This window comes from Flavobacterium sp. (genome assembly GCF_052437795.1).
Taxonomy (GTDB): domain Bacteria; phylum Bacteroidota; class Bacteroidia; order Flavobacteriales; family Flavobacteriaceae; genus Flavobacterium.
On record NZ_JBQVPA010000009.1, the window covers coordinates 24659 to 44665 of the forward strand.

Sequence of the window (20007 nt, forward strand, 5' to 3'; positions counted from 1 at the left end):
AACCCTGAACCCGAAACTAACCAAGTTCCGGATGTTCCAGCAGGTAATCCTTTAGCATTTCTTCGAGGGTCTGGTAGTATTTGGCCAGATCTTCGGCCTCTACATGCGGGTGCTCAAATGATGGAAGGGTTTCCTGTACCTCGCCCAGGTATTTGGACAACTCGGGATATTTTTCCTGTATCAGTACCGTTATCTTTAAGATCTTATCGGTGAGTTCCTGCCTGGTTTCCATAAATTCTGGTGTTTAGGGTAAAGGTAGCGAAAATTTCGATTTACAAAATAGCAGGCTTTGGATGCGGCAAACAAACGTTAAACTTCCCTCAACTCCCATCCATCAAAACACAACCCTTTGTAACTTTATAAGTCAGGCACCAAAACTATGAGACAACCACTGCTGGCTTTTAACGACAAAGGCATTTACTGCGCACAGGCCAACGTGTACCTCGACCCGTGGAAGCCTGTGGATAATGCCATTATTACCCACGGCCATAGTGACCACTCCCGCTGGGGGCACAAGCATTATATTACCCACAACATGAATGTTCCCATCATAAAACACCGCCTTGGCGATATTGTGGTAACGGGGAAGGACTGGAACGAAACGTTTACGATCAATGGCGTGAAATTTTCCTTTCACCCTGCAGGCCATATCATTGGCAGTGCGCAGATACGGGTAGAACATAAAGGTGAGGTTTGGGTCTTTACAGGGGATTACAAAACAGAGGATGACGGCATATCTACACCTTATGAGGTAGTAAAGTGCCACACTTTTATTACAGAGAACACTTTTGGGCTGCCCGCTTTTAAATGGACACCCCAGAATGAGGTAATGACCGATGTAAACAACTGGTGGGCACAGAATAAAGCCGATGGGCGTACCTCGATACTTTTCGGTTATACCCTGGGCAAGGCACAGCGCTTACTGAAATTCCTGGACCCATCGATAGGTCGAATCTATACCCACGGTGCTGTAGAGAACATGACGGAAGTACTCCGCACCATGGTCGATTTCCCGGAAACAACCCGCGTGACCAGCCTTGTAAAGAAAGAAGACTTTGCAGGCAGTATCGTCCTTGCCCCGCCCAGCGCGCACGGCAGCATCTGGATACGGAAGATGACACCTTATGTAACCGGTTCGGCAAGCGGGTGGATGGCGTTTCGCGGGGCAAGAAGACGGAGGGCTATTGACAAAGGGTTTGTGCTAAGTGACCACTGCGATTTCCAGGGATTGCTAGAGAGTATTAAGGCTACCGGAGCAGAGAAGATCATCTGCACACACGGATACAGCGATATTTTTAGTGCCTACCTGCGCGAACAGGGGTATGATGCGCGAACCGAGCAGACCCAATATGAAGGCGACGAGGGCGATACAGAAACGAAAACCCCGGCAGAGATCGCGGATGAAAATGCAGACGAGTAGATGAAAAATTTTGCCGAACTCATAAAAGCGCTGGATAGCTCCAACAAGACTTCTGTAAAGGTAGATGCCCTTACGGAATACTTTCGCAATGCAGGCGATGCCGACAGGGTATGGACGATCGCCATCCTTTCGCACCGTCGTCCGCCGCGCCCGGTAAACACTACACTATTGCGTATATGGGCAGCTGAACTGGCCAACATCCCGTTGTGGCTGTTTGAGGACTCATACCACATTGTAGGCGATCTGGCAGAGACCATTGCATTGGTCATTCCGGCGTCGAAGGATAATTCGGAAAGGACCTTGACGGAATATGTACAGGAGATGATCGCCCTCAAAAAGAAAACCGACGAAGAGAAGCGCAACTACCTGCATACCAACTGGCTTGCGCTGAATTATTACGAGCGCTTTGTGTTCACGAAACTCATTACAGGCAGCTTCCGCATCGGTGTAAGCCAAAAACTAATGACCCGTGCGCTCTCTAAAGCTACAGGAGTGGATGAGGATCTGCTTGCTTATAAATTAATGGGCGAATGGGACCCCAACCGCATTACATTCCAAAACCTGGTGATGGAGGAACGGGCAGAGGATTACCTGTCGAAGCCGTATCCGTTCTATCTGGCATATGCCATAGAAGGCGATCCGGAAAGCCTGGGCAACTGCGCCGACTGGGCTGCCGAACACAAGTGGGACGGTATCCGTTCGCAGACAATCATCCGCAATGGAGGATTGTATGTGTGGAGCCGCGGCGAGGAACTGGTAACCGATAAATATCCTGAGCTTAACAGCTTTTTGGGTATTATCCCGGATGGTACGGTAATCGATGGGGAGATCCTTCCGTGGGTAGACGGCAACATCGGCAGCTTTAACGACCTGCAGACACGCATTGGGCGGAAAACCGTTTCGGCAGCACTGCTCAAAAAAACGCCGGTTATCATTAAGGCGTATGACCTGCTGGAATGGAAGGGCGAGGACATACGCCAAAAACCTTATTCAGAACGCAGGCAGCTTTTGGAGGAATTATATGAAACCGTAAAGGACTATGAACTACCGTTGCAAATTTCTGAACAGGTAGATTTCGGCTGTTGGGACGATATCATAATGGAACGCGAAAAGGCGCGGGAATTGCGCAGCGAAGGCCTGATGTTCAAACGTAAAGACTCGCCTTACCTGGTGGGCCGCAAAAAAGGCGACTGGTGGAAATGGAAGCTCGATCCATTTTCCATCGATGCGGTACTTACCTATGCCATGCGGGGCAGCGGCCGGAGGGCAACACTGTTTACCGATTATACTTTTGCTCTTTGGGAAACAAAGGAAGACGGCACAAAGGAGCTTGTCACTTTCGCGAAAGCCTACAGCGGGTTGACCGATGCCGAATTTCGTATGGTGGATGATTTTATAAAGAAGAACACGCTGGACAGGTTTGGCCCTGTGCGTAGTGTAACGCCTAAGCTGGTATTCGAGATAGGCTTTGAAGGCATATCGCTGTCCGGGCGGCATAAGAGCGGCGTAGCGACCCGTTTTCCGCGCATCCTGCGCTGGCGTACCGATAAAACCATTGAGGAAGCCAACACACTGGACGACCTGAAAGCAATGATACCGAAGTAGACCTCACCCCCCGACCCCTCTCCCAAGTAGAGGGGAGCGATGACGACCCATTCAGGTCCTAATCAGAATGAGTAAGTATATACGAGTGAAGTTGCCCCTCTCCTTGGGAGAGGGTTGGGGAGAGGACAAAATACAAGTCAATAATAAATGAACAGAGAACAACTCTTCGACATAGCGAACGCATGGTTTGAGTCTAAAAACTGGAAGCCTTTCCCGTTCCAGACACAAACCTGGACCGCCTTCCTGCAAGGGAAGCACGGCGTGCTGAATGCCCCGACGGGCAGCGGGAAAACCTATGCCCTGTGGCTGCCGATCGTTCTCGACTACATTAAAAAGAACCCTGAATACAAAACGAAGCATAAGCCCGGCCTGAAAGCCATCTGGATAACTCCATTGCGCGCGTTATCCATAGAAATAAAACAGGCTGCCGAACGTGTGGCCGACGACCTCGGGACACAATTAACTGTTGGCATCCGCACAGGCGATACCACATCATCCGAACGCAGCAGGCAAAAAACAAAAATGCCCGACCTGCTGGTAACGACTCCCGAAAGCATGCAGCTGATGCTGGCTTCTAAAGGTTATGACGCGGTATTTAAAAACTGCTCAGCCATTATTGTGGACGAATGGCATGAGCTGCTCGGCACCAAGCGCGGCGTACAGACCGAACTTGCGCTTTCACGCCTGAAAGTCATAGCGCCGAAAATGCGCATCTGGGGCATATCGGCAACCATCGGCAACCTGCAGCAGGCCATGGAAGTTTTGCTTGGCCCAAACTCCGAAGCGTTGGAGAATTCGGTAATGATAAGGGCGCACATCAACAAGCGCATCAATGTCATTTCGGTCATCCCCGAAAAGATGGATGCTTACCCCTGGCGCGGACACATGGGCCTCCACCTGATCCATGAAGTAGCGAAGATCATTAAAAAAAGCAGGACGACACTGGTGTTTACCAATGTACGTTCCGCCTGCGAAATATGGTTCCAGGCATTGCTGGAAAAGTATCCCGAGTTTGCCGGCGACATGGCCATGCACCACGGCAGCATCAGCCGTGAGACAAGGCAGTGGGTGGAACAGGCCATCCGCGATGAACAGCTTCGGGCGGTAGTGTGCACCTCGAGCCTCGACCTTGGTGTGGATTTCGCCCCCGTGGAAACCGTAATTCAGATAGGTGGTCCCAAAGGCGTGGCACGCTTCCTGCAACGTGCCGGGAGGAGCGGACACCGGCCGGGACAGGAAAGTAATATTTACTTTCTTGCGACACATGCTATTGAATTGGCTGAAGCATCTGCCCTGCGGCGTGCGGTAAAGGAAACGGTCGTGGAAGACCGTGTGCCGTACCTGAACAGTTGGGACGTTCTGGTACAATACCTTGTGACCTTGGCGGTAAGCGACGGATTTTATCCCGACGAGATCTTCCATGAGGTAAAAAGCACCTTCTGCTTTCAGGGGATGAATGAGGATGACTGGCAGTTTTGCCTGAACTTCATTTCGAAAGGAAGCCAGAGCCTGCAGGCGTATGATGAGTATAAGAAAGTCGAAATAGAGCCGGACGGAAAGTTTAAGGTGAACAGCAAGGCCGTTGCTTTGCGCCACCGTATGCAGATGGGGACAATAGTAGGCGATGCTACTATGGTAGTGAAATTTTTGGGCGGGGGCTACATTGGCACTATTGAAGAATGGTTCGTATCCAAGATGAATCCCGGCGATGTATTTATCTTTGCAGGGCGCAAGTTAGAGTTGCACCGCGTAAAGAATACCGAGGTGATCGTGCGCCGTGCCGATCCCGGTGCCAAGGCACGCCACGCTACCTGGATGGGTGGCAGGCTGACGCTCTCAGCCCAAATGAGCGAATTGCTGCGGGAAGAGCTGTATGCCGCCAATACCGACAACATGTCGAAGGAAATGCATGCCCTCGCGCCCATGTTCAAACGGCAGCGAAAAGAATCTATCATCCCTAATGCAGGGGAGTTTTTGATAGAAACGTTCAAGACGCGTGAAGGATATCACGCCATATTTTATCCGTTTGAGGGACGTTTTGTACATGAGGCACTGGCCAGCCTGATGGCGTACCGCATCAGTCTGCTCACGCCGATAAGCTTTTCACTGGCATATAACGATTACGGTTTTGAACTGCTGTCCGACCAGGAGATCTATATGCAGCAGGTACTCGACAACGAGCTGTTCACGCCACAGCACCTGCACCATGACCTGCAGGCGAGCCTTAATGCTACCGAAATGGCGCGGCGCAAATTCAGGGACATCGCTGTTATCGCAGGGTTGGTGTTTACCGGCTATCCGGGAAAAGTAGTTAAGACCAAGCACCTGCAAAGCGGTTCGCAGCTTATCTTTGAAGTGTTCCGCGATCACGAGCCCGACAACCTGTTATTTCAGCAAGCCTATCGCGAAACCTTTGAGCACCAGCTCGAAGAAGGCCGCCTGATCCTTGCCCTTGAGCGAATACAGCAGCAGGAGATCGTGTGGAAGCAGTGCGAAAAGCCAACGCCGTTCAGTTTCCCGATCATTACCGACCGCCTGCGTGAAAGGCTTTCCAGCGAAACACTTGCGGAAAGGATAAAGAAAATGACAGCGAGTTATATGAAGTAGAATTTTATATCTTTGGATTAAAATATCCTGATGAGGTTAGAAGAAGTCAATATATATCGTATGACACATGTTCATAATATACCTCATACATTGCAATATGGCATCACTCATAAGAACTCAGTTAACGCTAATAAAAATTTTGTAAATATTGGAGACCTTAGTCTTATAAACCAGGGCAGATAAGATAGTGTCCATTGATAATGGAGATATTTTATCTTATGGGTCACCCACAATTACATTAGGGGATTTTATACCTTTTTATTTTGGGAAGAAAATGCCAATGCTATATGTGATGAAAATAGGAGGTAATTTTGTTGAACGGCCTGTAGATTCAAAGGAAATCATATATCTTAAATGTTCACTGATCGAAGTTGTAAAGGAACAGCAGGAATTTTATTTTACTAACGGGCATGCGACAGACCATTTTACATCTTTCTATGACAAAGACAGGATAAATGAATTGGTAAATATTATTGATTGGGGCGCTGTGGCTACACCATATTGGGGAGGTAATGAAAATCTGGACCTAAAGAGAAAAAAGCAATCTGAATTTTTAGTCGGTTCAGATATTTCACCTGACCTGATATCTGGTTTTGGTTGTTATGATGAGTATTCAAAACAAACCTTGATTGACCTGGGTGCAGAACAAAATAAAATTAGGGTAATTCCTAATGAATATTACTAATTATGATCGAATACATAACAGGAAATATTTTAGAAAGTAAAGCCGATGCATTAGTCAATACGGTTAATACCGTTGGTGTGATGGGTAAAGGTATTGCATTGCAGTTTAAGAAGGCATATCCTAATAATTATAAAGCATATCTTGAAGCATGTAAGCAAAAAGAAATAGAAATTGGGAAGTCCTTTGTATTTAAAGACAGCAACATTGATTCTGGTGAAAAACTGATTATAAATTTTCCAACAAAACAGGATTGGAGAAAATCATCAGAATATATCTATATCGAAAAAGGCCTCGATAATTTAGCAGAAGTAATCAGGGAAAATGACATCAGGAGCATTGCTATACCACCATTAGGAGCTGGTAATGGCGGCTTGGACTGGCAAAAAATAAAAAAGCTGATTGAGGATAAATTATCTGAGTTTGATATAAAGGTATACGTTTATGAGCCGACATTGAAAATCAGGGAACATCTTACAAAGGAGAGAGTTAAGCTAACAGACGGACGTGCACTGTTGCTTTATGTGTTATATGATTTGGTAAGAAACGGTGAATTTGTGTCGGAATTTTCAAGCGAAAAAATTTGTTACTTCCTCCAAAGGTTTGGGGCGCAGGAATATTTTAAGCTGAAATTTGAACCGAAATTCTATGGCCCCTATTCAGGTAAAGTACGCTATGTGCTAAATGCATTAAACGGGAGCTATATAATGGGATATAGCGATATGGATAAAAAACCTTTTGATCCGCTCACTTTAGTTGCTGACGGGTACCCTGTAGTGAAAGAATATGTGGAAGGTAATGAAAAGTTGTTCGGGATTGCGGGTCAAACCATTAAATTTTTAAACGGCTTCTATTCCGAATTTGCCCTGGAACTTTTATCTTCTGTAGATTTCATAGCCTGTAATGAGAATTCGTATGACAAAGAAATAGTTTATAAAGAACTGCAAAATTGGAATGACCGTAAAAAAGGTTTATTCTTTGCCGAAACAAAATATATTGATTTATCTCTGAGGCACATACAAACCATGGAGGCTTATTGCTAAGTTAGTATATATGACCCTCGAGATCCAAATAAACAACCGTGCTTTTGTCCTGCACTGCTCCGGGGCATTGTACTGGGTGGAAAAACGCATGGTCCTGATAAGCGACGTACACCTTGGTAAGATATCGCACTTCAGAAAGTTCGGGTCGGCGCTGCCGGGCAATGCTATGTTTCGCAACTTCATGAAGCTGGATAGCGTGGTAGCGTATTTCAACCCAGAAAGCATCTGTTTTTTGGGAGACCTATTTCACAGTACGCTGAATAACGAATGGCAGTTATTTGAGGAATGGGTAGGGCGTGCACAAATACCGATCGTTTTGGTGGCCGGTAACCACGACATTATTTCACCGCACAAATATTACGAGCTCGGCATTACTGTCGTAAGCGAGTGGCTGCTTGATGGCTTCCTGCTTACGCACGACCCTGAGGTACGCAAAAACTATTTCACGCTATCCGGACATATCCACCCTGCGGTCTTACTGGAAGGCTTGGGGCGGCAATTCCTAAAGCTGCCGTGTTTTTTTCGCAGCCAAAGCCAGATGATACTGCCCGCCTTTGGGGAATTTACGGGAACATATGTAATGGAGCCGGGTGAAGAAGATGTGGTTTATGCTATTACGAAGGAGGATGTCGTGCTTATAAGCCAAAAGGAAAGGAGATAATCTGTTAATTATATTGAAATCAAACTATTGGCACTATTTTAGCGTTATATATAGTACTTCAACGAAAAAGGATTCGCTGCCAAAGATTCGGTATTCCGACACAGCATTTCTTATAAAAAGCTCAGAATCATACCGATTGGACAGCAATGATGTTGCGGCTTTCCAACAACATGGTTACATTGAAATTCAACAACGCTGCCCGGACACCTTTCCTGGCAACCACCCGAAAGAGGGTTAATCAATATTTTAAGGATACGGAAACATCTCCAAATGCCAATTCCGGCATGTGGACAAAAACAGCCATATTCCTAACAGTATTCTTTGGGCTATATGCCCTTATTATTTCTAATTCCTTTACGATCTGGTCCATGTTTGTTTTGGCGATAGTACTCGGGATGGCCAAAGCATTTGTCGGTTTCAATGTGTGCCATGACGCCATACACGGGTCGTTTTCATCGAACAAAACTACTAATAAGGTATTTAGTGCCATATTCAACCTTTTAGGCGCGAGCCCTTACGTATGGAGCATTACGCATAACGTGGTACACCATACCTATACCAATATTCCCGGGCATGATGAGGATATTGATGTCGCGCCGGGGCTTATACGCATTTCTGATGAAGACCCTATAAACCGTTTACAACGCTACCAGCACTGGTATGCCTTCCCGCTGTATTGCCTGGCCTCCATCTCCTGGGCTTTCCGTAAGGATTATAAGAAGTTCTTCCAGGCGAAGGTAGGCCAACAGGAGAATAACCATCCGAAAGTGGAATATTTCAACCTGTTCTTTTATAAGGGCATTTATTATTTCCTTTTTATCGTGCTTCCACTACTCGTGCTGGACATTGCCTGGTGGCAGTTCCTTATCGGTTTTTTGGTGATGCATTTTGCGCAGGGGCTTACTATGGGCTTAGTATTCCAGTTGGCACACGTGGTTGAGGGAACCGACTTTCCTACGCCCGATAGTACAGGCAATATGGAAGAGGCGTGGGCCGAACACCAGATGCGTACCACGGCAAATTTTGCTTCGGGCTGCCCAATGGCGGCGTTTTTCCTGGGCGGACTGAACCGACAGATCGAGCATCACTTGTTCCCCAAAGTATGCCACATCCATTATGGTAAAATAGGGAAGATCGTTAAAGAAACGGCACTGGAATTTGGCTTGCCGTATACCGAAAACCCAACATTCTTTTCAGCCTTAAAGTCACATTATAAAATGCTAAAGAAGTTTGGTAAAGAAGCGGCGTAGGTTATTTGCTACCTTCCTCACGCAATTTCTGCCGGTGCTGCATGCCCCAATTGCCCAGTGCTTCCAGCACATTTTTCAGTGTATGGCTATAGGGCGTAGGCAGGTATTCCACTACTACGGGAATATCGGCATGTACGCGGCGTTCTACCAGGCCATTTATCTCCAGGTCTTTTAATTCCTGCGAGAGCACTTTGGCCGAAATGCCATTAATGACACGCTGCAATTCGTTAAAGCGATGGTGCCCTTCATTCAGCGCGATGATGATGCGCAGTTTCCACTTCCCTCCTATTACATACAAGGCATCGCCCACGGCGGTAAGTCTGCCCTGGCATTCAGAGGCCGACATGGGTTTTAGCTTTAATGGGGCTTCGATAGTTGTTTCCATATTCTTTACGGTTACTAAAAGGTAAGTAGTTACCTTATGTATAGTACTTACTTTTGGTTATCAAAGCTACGTAATTTTGCCATGAATAACAATACGTAAAACCATGAAAAATATATTGCATGTAATATCCAGCCCGAGCGGCAATAATTCTATAAGTATCAAATTGGGCAATGCGATCTTGGAAAAGCTGGTCGCAGAACATCCCGGCAGTAGCATAACCGAGATTAATGTGGCCAAAGACCAGTTCCCGCATCTTGGGGAGAACCTGATAAAAGTAACCCGTTCGGCTGCTGCCCCATCTGATGATGAAGCCCTTGTGCGTTCTAATAGAGCGGTACAGCAGGTTAAGGAGGCTGACATCATCGTTATTGGCGTACCGCTGTTCAATTTCGGCATCCCGTCGACCCTGAAAAGCTGGCTGGACAATGTGGTGCGTCCCGGCGTTGCTTTTACCTATGGCGAAAATGGCGTACAGGGCCTTATTACGAACAAGCAGGTATACCTTGCGGTGGCGTCGGGCGCCATATATTCCGAAGGGCCAATGAAGGATTTTGATTTTGGCGCCCCGTACCTCGAGAAGGTGTTGAACTTTATCGGCGTTACCGATATTACCGTTGTGCGTGCCGAAGGTGTGAACATGCCTAACCTGAAAGACATTGCCCTGCAAAAAGCGATCGACAGTATCGCGGTTTAAACGATCCGCCCGTGTATAAATATGAAGATCCTCCAAACTATTACAGCGAGGGGGATCTTTTATAAAAAAGGGATAACTAACTTGTCTATTTCCTGCCCACTACCATTTTGCGGGCCTGTTTGAATTTGCCGGCCGTTATCTGGTAATAATATATGCCTTCGGATAGTCCCGATGCATCAAATTCTACGATGTTGTTACCTGAAGCAAATGTGTAATTGGCTATTTCTGTTACCAGCCTGCCCTGGCCGTTGTACAGCTTCAGCACTGCCTTACCACCATTTACAAGATAAAAAGGTATCTCGGTCTTATCAATAACGGGATTAGGAAAGTTTTGCCCTAAAACATTTTTATCTCGAACCGGGTTAGCAATATCTTCAACACTAAGAGCGTCATGCTCTGTTTCGAAAAAATAGATGCCTTCGTAAAATGCCTGGTTGCCTGCGTTCCCGCCCAATAGCAGCCTGTCGTCCGGATGGGCCACGAGTGCCTCACCATAGAATTCGGCATATTCCGGCCCTACGAAAAATTGCTCCTCTCCATTGCCCAGGGTATCCACCGTGATCAAGGTAGCGATCGGGAAGGGGGCAAGGTAGATCTTATGCGGGAACGGGTCAATGATCTGCTGGTCCATGATGAAGCAATTGTCTGAGCCATCGATGATGAAGTCGTTATAATAGCGCATATCCTCCGAGGCAAAGTCCCAAACCTCATTCCCGTCTGTGTCATATTTTACCAATACGTTATGGATGTCTCCTATGAGTGGATCGATGCTGTAGCCTATGACCGCGATCGAACCATCGGAGAATCGTTTTACTTTATAAGAGCGTTCGTCCCTTTGGGCATCGCCAAATTCGTGGCTCCATGCCAAGCTGCCGTCCGCCTCTATTTTTGCCGTGATAATATTGGTGTAAAAAGTATCAGCGTTCTCAGCGTAACCGTTCATGTAGATGGCACCGCTGCTGTCGATGAGCAGGTTGGTCCCCGACGAGTTGGAACCCTCTATCAGCGCCTCGGCCACCCATCCCGGGGTTCCGTCGGCATTGAATTTTACCACGGTAGCATTTACCTGCTGCGACATAAAATTGCCTGAACCCGAACGCCCGGCAAGGATGAGCTCGCCGTTGTGGCTTACGCTTCCGCCATTGATCACATAAATGTTATCTGTAGATGTTCCTGTGTCCGAATAATTCGTCCATGCTATAGTCCCGGATGCGTTCAGCTTTACGGCGACGAACGACGCATGCGCTGCGGACGCATTTTCAAAAGCTGTTCCACCCAGGTATAATGACCCATCATTCCCAGTTTCCATTACATATACCGCGGGAGCATCCAGTTCGATCTCTGTCTCCCAAAGCTCTGTCCCCGCAGGCGAGAATTTCTTTACGGTAAGGGCGGTCTGATCAAGGTCAGGAAGCAGGCATACGAATATGTTACCTTCCTTATCGGCACGGCCTATGATGCCGTTAAACGCATTGCCATTCGCTGCATTGAAAACGTTCTCCCATGCGATCGTGCCGTTTTGGCTGTGCTTTACAACAAAGTAAGTTGTAGTAAGCATATTGTCGGCAAAGGTGTGATATTCCCCTGTAGAAATGGTCCCGTTGTTATTATCCGAAAAAGAGTAAAGCATCGAAGCGTTCGGGTTGCCCATGTTGGTATAAACCTCGTTCCAGTCGGTTTCCGGTGCGGTGGCACCAAAGGCTGATCTTACGGTCTCAACCACTGCCCCCTGTGCGCTGTAATAGGAATTTACCACCATGTAGGCATTGCCTGCCGCATCAACCCCTGCTCCGGCCATATCCCCCATGCTGGCCGTACCTTGTGACGTATCGATCACAAAGGCCGCCTCGCCCAGCAAAGTGCCTGCCTGGGAATATTTCTTAACACGTGCTGCTACATTCTGCTCCCATTCTTCAGCTCCCGGGGTCATTCCGTTCGCCGCTACTATTATATTGCCATCAATGTCAAATAAAAGCTGTGCGTTCACGGCTTCGATAAGGTCTGTTGTAGCGCGGTCCCAGTTCTCGGTACCATCAGGTTCATAGGAGATGAGCACATTGCCATCGGTAGAAAAACCACCCCTGTGGAGCCCAGCCACATAAATTTTGTTGTCATTTACAGCAATGGCATAGCCACTCGTACTCTCCTCATCGGCCCTGTATTCGCCTACCCATTGCTGCACACCTGCTGCATTGTACTTGATCGTACCCGCATGTCCTATGAAAGTATCGAACATACCCGTAACATAAATATTGCCATCAGCATCTGCCGCCACACCATGCGGAATGGAGTTGGTCACATCTGACGGATTATCCGGATGGTTACTGGCGTAATTATAGGCTTGTGACCATAGTTCGGTTCCGGTTGGGCCGTACTTTACCGTGTGGTAGTTCAGCCAGCCGTCGGGATCGGGGCTGTAGCCGGTAACGATCACATTCCCTGAGTTATCCACGGCGATCGCCGTGGCCTCGTTCCAGCTGCCTTCGCCGGGACCGTCCTCGCGGACATTCCAGGCTTCGGTGCCGTCGGCATTATACTTGAGCGTAATGTAGTCTATTGAGTTGCCCGAATAGCTAATGCCGGTAATGAAAATATTACCGCTTGCATCTGATGTGATGGCTGCAGGAATGTCGACACCTTCGCCGGGGCCTTCATATATGGATGTCCACAGTTTTGCTCCTGTGGCAGTGTTATATTTTATGGTCTTGATGTCCATATCATTGCCGTTCCAGTGAATGCCCGAGGCCACCAGGTCGCCGTTGTTGTCAATAAGCAATGCCATCCCGGTTTCAACGGCATATTGTGGGGTAGCTTCGCGGGTTTCCCAAAGCACTGTTCCTGCAGGGCCAACTTTTATCGTAAAATAATCTCCTCCCGGATGGTCGCTGTTACCGCTGCCACCGGTTATGTACGTGTTACCATCAACATCGGTCACCGAGGCAAGCGGTACATCGTTGCCCTTGCTGGTAAGCCCGCCGTAGAATTCGTAGCTTGTATCCATTGTCGAAAAGCCCATTTGGCGAATGCCTAGCTGTGCCATCATTTTTTGCTGCGGGTCGTGCAGCATTTTTTTTTGTGGCAGCTTGCTTTGCCATCGGGTAAGCTTTGAAAGCACGCCGTTATTTTGCGACACTTCAAAGCCTTTCTGGTTCCGGAGGGTATTAAAATCCTGTGCCGATGCAGCCTGTGGCAACACGGCAAAAGCAATAACAGCGGAAACGATGGGGGTAATAATTCTCATAGCCAATTACGTTTTGATCAATTAATAGTAACGTAAATGTATCGAGAAGCTACGTTAAAATAAGCGTTAAGGGCGTTGACATGAGCGTTGACAGAAGGCATTATTTGGCCCGGAACAAGCGTTTACCGCCAAAATCCCTCCCTTTACCTCAATTTTTAAATAACAAGGCAACACTGCCGTTAACAATGTAGACCTTCGTCTAAAAAATTGGTTTGGTTTTAAGTTGGTGGAAACCTGTGCTCATTATGTGCACAGGTTTTTTTATTTGATAAGGCCCTTCTCCAAAAAATAATCCACGATAGCGCCTTTCATCAATATGCTTTGCTCACCTGCCTTTAGCGGCGGCAGCTCCTCCTTAACGTTGTAGTGGGGCCATCCGTCAGCGTCAAAATAATCAAATTCATAATAGCCATAAGGCTCGAGCAGGCGGCAGATGGCAATATGCATCAGGTTTACCTTTTCGTCCTTTTTGAATTTCTTATTGAATTGTCCCAGCTCCTGCACGCCGATCAGGTAAATGATGGCATCGAGGTCCAGGGTATCGCCGTCGGCAAAACGGTCAGATAGTATCGTTACAAGCTGTTGCCAGCGTTCTTTCAGTTGTTCGTCTCTTGACATTTCAAATAGTTAAGCTGCAAAGATAGTGACTTGAAAGTTAATGGCAGGCCAATTGGGTCCGGGGAGCCTCGAATAGAACGATCCACCGATGTTTTTTAAGGCCTTACAGGTTTTACCATTTATTTTACAAATGAACCCGTAACTTTGCCATATGACAGGAATCGACATCATACTCGGCGGGCTTTTGATCTATGGGCTCATAAAGGGTTTTTGGAAAGGGCTATTCGTAGAGCTGGCATCGCTGGTATCACTTATTGCCGGATTATTTATTGCGATAAAATTCTCCCAGCTTACTGCCAACCTGCTTGAAGGCACATTGTCCGATGATCCTGCGACCGCGGGTATCATTGCATTTGCCATAACCTTTCTGGCTGTAGTGATAGGCATTACGCTGCTGGCGAAAGTTTTTACCAAACTGGCCGATTATTCGGGATTGGGACTGATGAACCGAGTGCTCGGCGGCGTATTCGGGTCAATGCGTATGGTGCTCGTGGTCAGTGTGCTGCTCAACTTCTTCCTGAAGCTGAATTTTGACCACGGTCTTGTAAAGAAAGAAACCCTTGACGGTTCTTTATTTTTTTACCCATTGGTAGAAGTTTCAACGTATATATTCCCGGTGTTCGAGGATTGGTTCAGGGAGTAATTCCAGATCTCAGATCGAGCTACGCTCATACTGTCGGCTGTGAGCATTTTATTCCCCTTTGGGATTAGGGGGCTAACTGCCTGATCGCCTCCGACGGTACCCAACCTTCACTAGCATCAGGCATACGCACTTTTTGCCACTGTTCTTTGGTTTCCAATACGTAAACCTTGATCCCCGCATGGAGAAGGAACGTATCATCGCCCTGTGCCGAGGGTTGCACCTTTACCTGCACCATGTCGCTGAACACAATTGCCGGATGCTCATTTTCAGCCACAGAACTTGCATAGAACCCCGCCGTGAGACTTAAAAGCAAAACAACGGCCATGACCGCCATTCCGGCAAAAAAGCTGCGCTTAAGGGCAGTTTTCTTCGTTATGTAATAGCCCGCGAACAATGCCAGGGTAAGAAAGGCGCATACAATAGCTATCCACCCCCAGCTATCGTAATGGTACATCCCCGAAAGACCACTCATGAATCCGCCAAGCCCGGGTTGGGCTACAGGTTCGATGTTGTCTTTAATACGCTCGCGTGCATACCCAAGATTGATCTCAATATCTTTATTCCCCGGATCGAGCAACAATGCTTTTTCATAATTGTAAATGGCGGGTGCGACTTTCTCCTGCTTAAAATAAGCATTACCAAGGTTAAAGTACAATTCCGCCGACTCCTGGCCGCCTTTTATTATGCCTTCATAAGTCGCGGCTGCCTGTGGGTACTGTCCCTGGCGGAATTGCTCATTCCCTTTATCAAACGCATCCTGCGCGAACAATGCCTGCGTTAAGAATAGTAGTATGTATGCTAAGTTTTTCATTTCGATCATATCAATACATTTCGTCTGCCATTTCAAGCAGGCCGCCTTCCCTTATTTCCATTAATGATCCCTCAACGGTATCGGTATCGCCAACGATTTTGATATCTTTCCCGTTAGCTTCGTTCATTACCAAAACCCCAACCGTCTGTTCATCCTCTTCAGCCGAATAATTGTAATAAATAACATACTTGAAACCGTTATTTTCAAAAATGATATTTTGTATCTCTACTCCTGCATTGGCTTTGCCTCCGCCCCTGCGGTAGTAGCTGTATTTAAATTTAGACCAGCTGTTCTTTATGTCACCTGGGAATTCCATCTCTATTTTGTCCTTCGTGCCAAAGCGGTATACAAGGTATTTGTCTCCCATATCTTTCGCCAAAACGACCTTTTTGCCTTTATTCGTTTTAAACGAAAAAACAAGCACTTCATTATTCTTAACATACTCCGCCTGTGCAAGCACTGCCTGCGAGAGGAATAATAGTAGGTATAATATGTTTTTCATCATTAATGGCCGGGGGCCTTAGGTTTTGAATTCAATTCTAATTATCCGTACAGCTTGTGAGCCTTGTGAAAAAACTTTGTGCACCTTGTGGTTAAAAACCAATAGTGGTAAAATCTACATCTGCTTCTCCAAAGCCGTTACCACCGCCACCGCATTATCATAGTCCTGCTGCATGGCCGTACCCGTTGACGGCGCATACCTCGCAAACTCACAATTGTCCATTATCTTCAGGAGATCATTCACGGTGTCGCTGTCCGCATTGCGCGAGAGCAAAAGCTCCCTGACGTTCTGCCTGCTCATTTCAGCGGTCTCTATGTTCAGTTTCGCCTTGAGGAAGTTGTGCAGCGCCTTTTCCAGGTGCATGTAAAATTGCTCCTTGCTTCCCAAATGGTTCTTGGCCTCCGCCAGGAATTTCTTCGCCAGCTTGTTCGTTTCCCTTACCCTGTTGCCTTTTACATCACCGTCGTAAGCCTGTTTTTTCTTCGTTGCGAAAATAACTACCGGCATCAGCAGGAACGGCAGTACGAGCAATATCCAGAAAAGCACTGAGCCCAAGAAACCGCTACTGCCAATAGCCTTAAGCGAAGTACTTCCGGCGATAGTACGGAAAGGCTCGCGGGCTTCCGGTGCTCCTTTTCCGCTTTCCGATGCGCTGTCAGTTGGGTTTACGCCACCCGCAGGCACGCTCAGTACATCCACCATGATGTTATCAAAAGCCATAGTGCGATAGGTCTGCAATTTCGGGTCGAACCATGAGAACGACAGCCCCTGTATGGCAAATTTTCCCTTCTTGTGGGGAACGATGGTATAATTATCCGCCATATTCCCTTCCATTCCGCTAAGTGGAACGGCAATATTTTCGGAATGCTCGGGATCGAATAACTCCAGTTCTTTAGGTGCTGATGGCTTTGGCAGGCGGAACAGCTTCATATTGCCCTTGCCGGTCACTGATACTTCCAGCTTGAGCGACTCGCCATTGGACAGCGTGGTTTTTGATGGGGTCGCCTTGAACGTAAAGCTTCCCACCGCCCCGCTGAAATTTGCAGGGCGTCCCTGTTCCGGAAGCGGTTTCACATTCACGACCGTATTTCCTGTAGAGACCATCTTGTTCTCTACCGTAAAGGCATCATTGCCAAAACGGTCCTGACGGCCTGTAGGGATCTCCAATGCGAGCGATGCCGTCATGGGGTCCAGTTCGATCTTTCCGCTCTTCTGCGGGTAAAGTACCGCCCTGCGCAACACCACATAATTATGCATTTCGCCCTTGAACATACCCTGCTGTACTGATTGCCGGTCTTTCGGCACATCCTCCACCTGGCTCCAAAAATCGGGGTACTGCGGGTTGTCGGCCTTGTCCCACGTGCGTACGCCCGTACCTACCTTCACATACAGCTTGTATACCACATTTACCGGCTCGTTGATGTAGGGGTTGGTATTGCTTACCTCAGCCACAAGCTGCACATTGCCCAGCGCCTTTTGCATCTGCTTGCTGTTGGGCGCGTTGGGGTTTCCGGCCATGCCATTGCCAACAGCACCCGTCACGGTCACTTTGAACGGAATGGTCTTATATACCCTGTTCTTTATTTCGATGGTAGCCTGCCCAATGGTAAATGTCCCGCGCGAGGTTGGGGTCAGGAAGTAAGTATAAACCTTATTATACGTCTGTTTTTTATTTACCCAGAGGTAGTTGAACGACTGTATCGGCCCCGAAACATTAAAGCCTTTGAACGATGGTGGGTTAAAGTTGTCACCATCCTCGTTCATGGTGAATTCCAGTTTCATGGTTTCGTTGATGCCAAGCGTGGTCCTTTCGGGAATAGCCTTAAACTCCACCTGGGCATAGATCCCCTGGAAGCAAAAAAATACTATGAATGCTATATATATCTTCATTATTTAAAAATACAAACCTCAATTTGTTTCATCATCAAACGTTTCCAATAAAGCGGAATTACACAAACTTATCTGAATCCTGGCACACAACTATGCCGGAACTGTCATTGCGAGGAGGAACGACGAAGCAACCTGAGAGGGCCGGGGAGAGGCTTACCAATCCTTCTCCTGCTTCTTGGGCTGTGCCTTGACCCGCACACCTTTTACCCTGTCCTGCACTTTTTTCTCCTCGTTGTTCATTGCGTCCAGCAGGCTCTCCATTCGTTGTTTGGATGGGTCGTCCTTGGCCGGTTTGGGATCGCCTTTTTCATCGGCGCCACCCTTAGTTTGCTGTGCGCCCTCACCACCGCCTTTCGGCTGGGGGGTATCCTTGCTGCCACCGCCGTCGGCTTTCTCGCCACTGTCGCCACGGTTTTTCTGGGCATTGCTTTTGTTATCCTCCTTATCGTCTTTCGGCGGGTCCTTGCGGTCGTCCTGTTTTGGCGGCTTAGGAGGGTTCTTGTCCAGCATCTCTTTAGCGAGGGCATAGTTGTAGCGCGTTTCATCGTCCAGCGGGTCGTTGCGCAGCGCATTTTTATACGCCTCCACGGCCTTTTGATAATCCTTCGCTTTCATGAACACATTGCCCATATTGTGCCAGGCCTTGTGCTTATCCGGCTTGGTCACAGCCTTATCTACCGCCCGCGCATAGGCTATTAGGGCCTCGCTGTACTGTTTTTGCTCATATATGGCATTGCCCAGGTTATAATCTGCCGATGCCTTAGCCGGTTCTTTCGATATCGATATCCTGTAATCGGCCTCCGCATTGCGGTACGCCTTGTTCTTATATTCCTCGTTGCCGCGCGCCATGTCATTGTCGGGCTTTTGCGCGAAAGCAGCAACCCCGATAAAAAGCAGCAGCGCCATCATCAGTCCCTTCATGATTCTTTCTCGTTAAAAAGGTTTAGTTCCTTTACCCATGCTGTTTTGCGCTCTAAAAGGAACATGTCCAGCACCAGCAACAATAGTGCCGCGCCCAGGAGCCATTGGTATTGCGAATCATAATCCGATATCTGCCTCGACGCAAATCCTTTTTTGTCTATGTTCTCCAACGCCTTGGCCACATAGTCGGCCACCTCGCGGCTATCGTTGCCAGATACATAGCCGCCGCCTGTCGCTTTCGCCAAATCCTTTAATGGTGCGGGAAAGAGTTTCGTGGTCACGATCTGCCCTTCACTATCGCGTTTAAAGCTCTCTGTCACGCCGTTGCGCTTTAATGGGATGTTGCCACCCTTTTCAGTTCCAATACCCACTGTAACCATTTTGATGCCTTTTTCTGCCAGGTCCTCGGCAGCGCTAAAACTGTCCTGCCCGTGGTCCTCACCATCAGAAAGCAATATTACCATCTTGCCCGCCTTAGGGTCGTCAAAATAGGAGGCCGACATCATCAGCGCCTCGTTAATGGCTGTGCCCTGCGACGATACCATGTCAGTATCCATGCCTTCCAGCAGCATTTTTGCCACGCTATAGTCATTGGTTATCGGCAGTACGGGGAAAGCGCTTCCGGCATAGCCGATTATTCCCACCCTGTCGGCGCCCAGCTGCTTCATGATCTGCGATACGATCTGCTTGCTTTTTTCGAGGCGGTTTGGTGCAACGTCCTCGGCAAGCATACTCAGCGATACATCTATCGCAAATACGATGTCGGCACCCTGGGTCTTTACTATTTCCTTCCGCATACCGGCCCTTGGGTTGACCAACGCCAGTACCAGTCCTGTTATCACCAATAGCATGATGATGAACTTTAGTCCCGATTTGAATGCCGAACGTTCCGGAGAAAGCCTTTCTACGATCTCAGGGCTACCGAATTCGCGCTGTTTTTTCTTTTTCCAGTACAGGTCGTACGCATACAGCCCTGCCAGCACCGGGATGATGGCCAGAAGATAGAAATATAGGGGTTGATCGAATACGTACAT

At 47.8% G+C, this 20007-nt stretch carries 18 protein-coding genes; 9 read left to right on the forward strand and 9 right to left on the reverse strand.

Annotation, left to right across the window (positions count from 1 at the left end; translation table 11 throughout):
- Window positions 1-16: 16 nt before the first annotated feature.
- Window positions 17-232: a hypothetical protein gene (locus ACT6R0_RS18275; RefSeq protein WP_444654945.1), complete on the reverse strand. Its 216-nt coding sequence runs from the start codon at window positions 230-232 to the stop codon at window positions 17-19.
- Between the two features lie 147 nt (window positions 233-379).
- Between ACT6R0_RS18275 and ACT6R0_RS18280 the strand changes: the two genes are divergently transcribed.
- The 7 genes from ACT6R0_RS18280 (at window position 380) to ACT6R0_RS18310 (ending at window position 9268) form a co-directional block, all read left to right on the forward strand.
- Window positions 380-1420: a ligase-associated DNA damage response exonuclease gene (locus ACT6R0_RS18280; protein ID WP_444654943.1), complete on the forward strand. Its 1041-nt coding sequence runs from the start codon at window positions 380-382 to the stop codon at window positions 1418-1420.
- Window positions 1421-3025, forward strand: coding sequence for an ATP-dependent DNA ligase (locus tag ACT6R0_RS18285; protein ID WP_444654942.1), 1605 nt, complete (start codon window positions 1421-1423; stop codon window positions 3023-3025).
- A gap of 147 nt (window positions 3026-3172) precedes the next feature.
- On the forward strand, window positions 3173-5632 hold the full coding sequence (locus ACT6R0_RS18290) for a ligase-associated DNA damage response DEXH box helicase (RefSeq protein WP_444654941.1): 2460 nt from the start codon (window positions 3173-3175) through the stop codon (window positions 5630-5632).
- A gap of 187 nt (window positions 5633-5819) precedes the next feature.
- Complete coding sequence (locus ACT6R0_RS18295; RefSeq protein WP_444654940.1) at window positions 5820-6317, forward strand: DUF4433 domain-containing protein; 498 nt, start codon at window positions 5820-5822, stop codon at window positions 6315-6317.
- 2 nt (window positions 6318-6319) lie between these two features.
- Window positions 6320-7357, forward strand: a complete 1038-nt coding sequence (darG, locus tag ACT6R0_RS18300; protein ID WP_444654938.1) for a type II toxin-antitoxin system antitoxin DNA ADP-ribosyl glycohydrolase DarG — start codon at window positions 6320-6322, stop codon at window positions 7355-7357.
- A gap of 10 nt (window positions 7358-7367) precedes the next feature.
- Window positions 7368-8018 (forward strand): ligase-associated DNA damage response endonuclease PdeM, encoded by a 651-nt coding sequence (gene pdeM, locus ACT6R0_RS18305; RefSeq protein ID WP_444654936.1) that lies wholly within the window; start codon window positions 7368-7370, stop codon window positions 8016-8018.
- A gap of 170 nt (window positions 8019-8188) precedes the next feature.
- Entirely contained in the window at window positions 8189-9268 is a 1080-nt protein-coding gene (locus tag ACT6R0_RS18310) for a fatty acid desaturase family protein (protein WP_444654934.1), read from the forward strand.
- Window position 9269: 1 nt separating this feature from the next.
- Here the strand turns inward: ACT6R0_RS18310 and ACT6R0_RS18315 are convergent, their stop codons facing one another.
- Window positions 9270-9653, reverse strand: a complete 384-nt coding sequence (locus ACT6R0_RS18315; RefSeq protein WP_444654932.1) for a winged helix-turn-helix transcriptional regulator — start codon at window positions 9651-9653, stop codon at window positions 9270-9272.
- Window positions 9654-9756: 103 nt separating this feature from the next.
- Here ACT6R0_RS18315 and ACT6R0_RS18320 point away from each other — a divergent pair, with 103 nt between their 5' ends.
- Window positions 9757-10347, forward strand: a complete 591-nt coding sequence (locus ACT6R0_RS18320; protein WP_444654930.1) for an FMN-dependent NADH-azoreductase — start codon at window positions 9757-9759, stop codon at window positions 10345-10347.
- 85 nt (window positions 10348-10432) lie between these two features.
- Here the strand turns inward: ACT6R0_RS18320 and ACT6R0_RS18325 are convergent, their stop codons facing one another.
- On the reverse strand, window positions 10433-13588 hold the full coding sequence (locus ACT6R0_RS18325) for a T9SS type A sorting domain-containing protein (protein WP_444654928.1): 3156 nt from the start codon (window positions 13586-13588) through the stop codon (window positions 10433-10435).
- 261 nt (window positions 13589-13849) lie between these two features.
- The gene (locus ACT6R0_RS18330; protein WP_444654927.1) at window positions 13850-14206 is read right to left on the reverse strand and encodes a hypothetical protein; all 357 of its coding nucleotides are present in this window, start codon (window positions 14204-14206) and stop codon (window positions 13850-13852) included.
- Between the two features lie 151 nt (window positions 14207-14357).
- Here ACT6R0_RS18330 and ACT6R0_RS18335 point away from each other — a divergent pair, with 151 nt between their 5' ends.
- Complete coding sequence (locus tag ACT6R0_RS18335) at window positions 14358-14849, forward strand: CvpA family protein (RefSeq protein WP_444654925.1); 492 nt, start codon at window positions 14358-14360, stop codon at window positions 14847-14849.
- Between the two features lie 64 nt (window positions 14850-14913).
- Here ACT6R0_RS18335 and ACT6R0_RS18340 read toward each other — a convergent pair whose 3' ends face one another.
- From ACT6R0_RS18340 to ACT6R0_RS18360, 5 genes are all read right to left on the reverse strand, one after another.
- Window positions 14914-15660 (reverse strand): tetratricopeptide repeat protein, encoded by a 747-nt coding sequence (locus ACT6R0_RS18340; RefSeq protein ID WP_444654924.1) that lies wholly within the window; start codon window positions 15658-15660, stop codon window positions 14914-14916.
- Between the two features lie 10 nt (window positions 15661-15670).
- The gene (locus ACT6R0_RS18345) at window positions 15671-16162 is read right to left on the reverse strand and encodes a hypothetical protein (protein WP_444654922.1); all 492 of its coding nucleotides are present in this window, start codon (window positions 16160-16162) and stop codon (window positions 15671-15673) included.
- A gap of 114 nt (window positions 16163-16276) precedes the next feature.
- The gene (locus ACT6R0_RS18350) at window positions 16277-18052 is read right to left on the reverse strand and encodes a BatD family protein (RefSeq protein WP_444654921.1); all 1776 of its coding nucleotides are present in this window, start codon (window positions 18050-18052) and stop codon (window positions 16277-16279) included.
- 153 nt (window positions 18053-18205) lie between these two features.
- Entirely contained in the window at window positions 18206-18973 is a 768-nt protein-coding gene (locus ACT6R0_RS18355; protein ID WP_444654919.1) for a tetratricopeptide repeat protein, read from the reverse strand.
- Window positions 18970-20007, reverse strand: coding sequence for a VWA domain-containing protein (locus tag ACT6R0_RS18360; RefSeq protein ID WP_444654918.1), 1038 nt, complete (start codon window positions 20005-20007; stop codon window positions 18970-18972). Before ACT6R0_RS18360 ends, ACT6R0_RS18355 begins: the two co-directional genes overlap by 4 nt.

Bases quoted from the DNA above. Each gene is read 5' to 3' on its own strand.
- ACT6R0_RS18275 (WP_444654945.1), bottom strand. From the start codon at position 232: ATGGAAACCAGGCAGGAACTCACCGATAAGATCTTAAAGATAACGGTA.
- ACT6R0_RS18280 (WP_444654943.1), top strand. From the start codon at position 380: ATGAGACAACCACTGCTGGCTTTTAACGACAAAGGCATTTACTGCGCA.
- ACT6R0_RS18285 (WP_444654942.1), top strand. From the start codon at position 1,421: ATGAAAAATTTTGCCGAACTCATAAAAGCGCTGGATAGCTCCAACAAG.
- ACT6R0_RS18290 (WP_444654941.1), top strand. From the start codon at position 3,173: ATGAACAGAGAACAACTCTTCGACATAGCGAACGCATGGTTTGAGTCT.
- darG (WP_444654938.1), top strand. From the start codon at position 6,320: ATGATCGAATACATAACAGGAAATATTTTAGAAAGTAAAGCCGATGCA.
- pdeM (WP_444654936.1), top strand. From the start codon at position 7,368: ATGACCCTCGAGATCCAAATAAACAACCGTGCTTTTGTCCTGCACTGC.
- ACT6R0_RS18310 (WP_444654934.1), top strand. From the start codon at position 8,189: ATGGTTACATTGAAATTCAACAACGCTGCCCGGACACCTTTCCTGGCA.
- ACT6R0_RS18315 (WP_444654932.1), bottom strand. From the start codon at position 9,653: ATGGAAACAACTATCGAAGCCCCATTAAAGCTAAAACCCATGTCGGCC.
- ACT6R0_RS18320 (WP_444654930.1), top strand. From the start codon at position 9,757: ATGAAAAATATATTGCATGTAATATCCAGCCCGAGCGGCAATAATTCT.
- ACT6R0_RS18325 (WP_444654928.1), bottom strand. From the start codon at position 13,588: ATGAGAATTATTACCCCCATCGTTTCCGCTGTTATTGCTTTTGCCGTG.
- ACT6R0_RS18330 (WP_444654927.1), bottom strand. From the start codon at position 14,206: ATGTCAAGAGACGAACAACTGAAAGAACGCTGGCAACAGCTTGTAACG.
- ACT6R0_RS18335 (WP_444654925.1), top strand. From the start codon at position 14,358: ATGACAGGAATCGACATCATACTCGGCGGGCTTTTGATCTATGGGCTC.
- ACT6R0_RS18340 (WP_444654924.1), bottom strand. From the start codon at position 15,660: ATGAAAAACTTAGCATACATACTACTATTCTTAACGCAGGCATTGTTC.
- ACT6R0_RS18345 (WP_444654922.1), bottom strand. From the start codon at position 16,162: ATGAAAAACATATTATACCTACTATTATTCCTCTCGCAGGCAGTGCTT.
- ACT6R0_RS18350 (WP_444654921.1), bottom strand. From the start codon at position 18,052: ATGAAGATATATATAGCATTCATAGTATTTTTTTGCTTCCAGGGGATC.
- ACT6R0_RS18355 (WP_444654919.1), bottom strand. From the start codon at position 18,973: ATGAAGGGACTGATGATGGCGCTGCTGCTTTTTATCGGGGTTGCTGCT.
- ACT6R0_RS18360 (WP_444654918.1), bottom strand. From the start codon at position 20,007: ATGTACGTATTCGATCAACCCCTATATTTCTATCTTCTGGCCATCATC.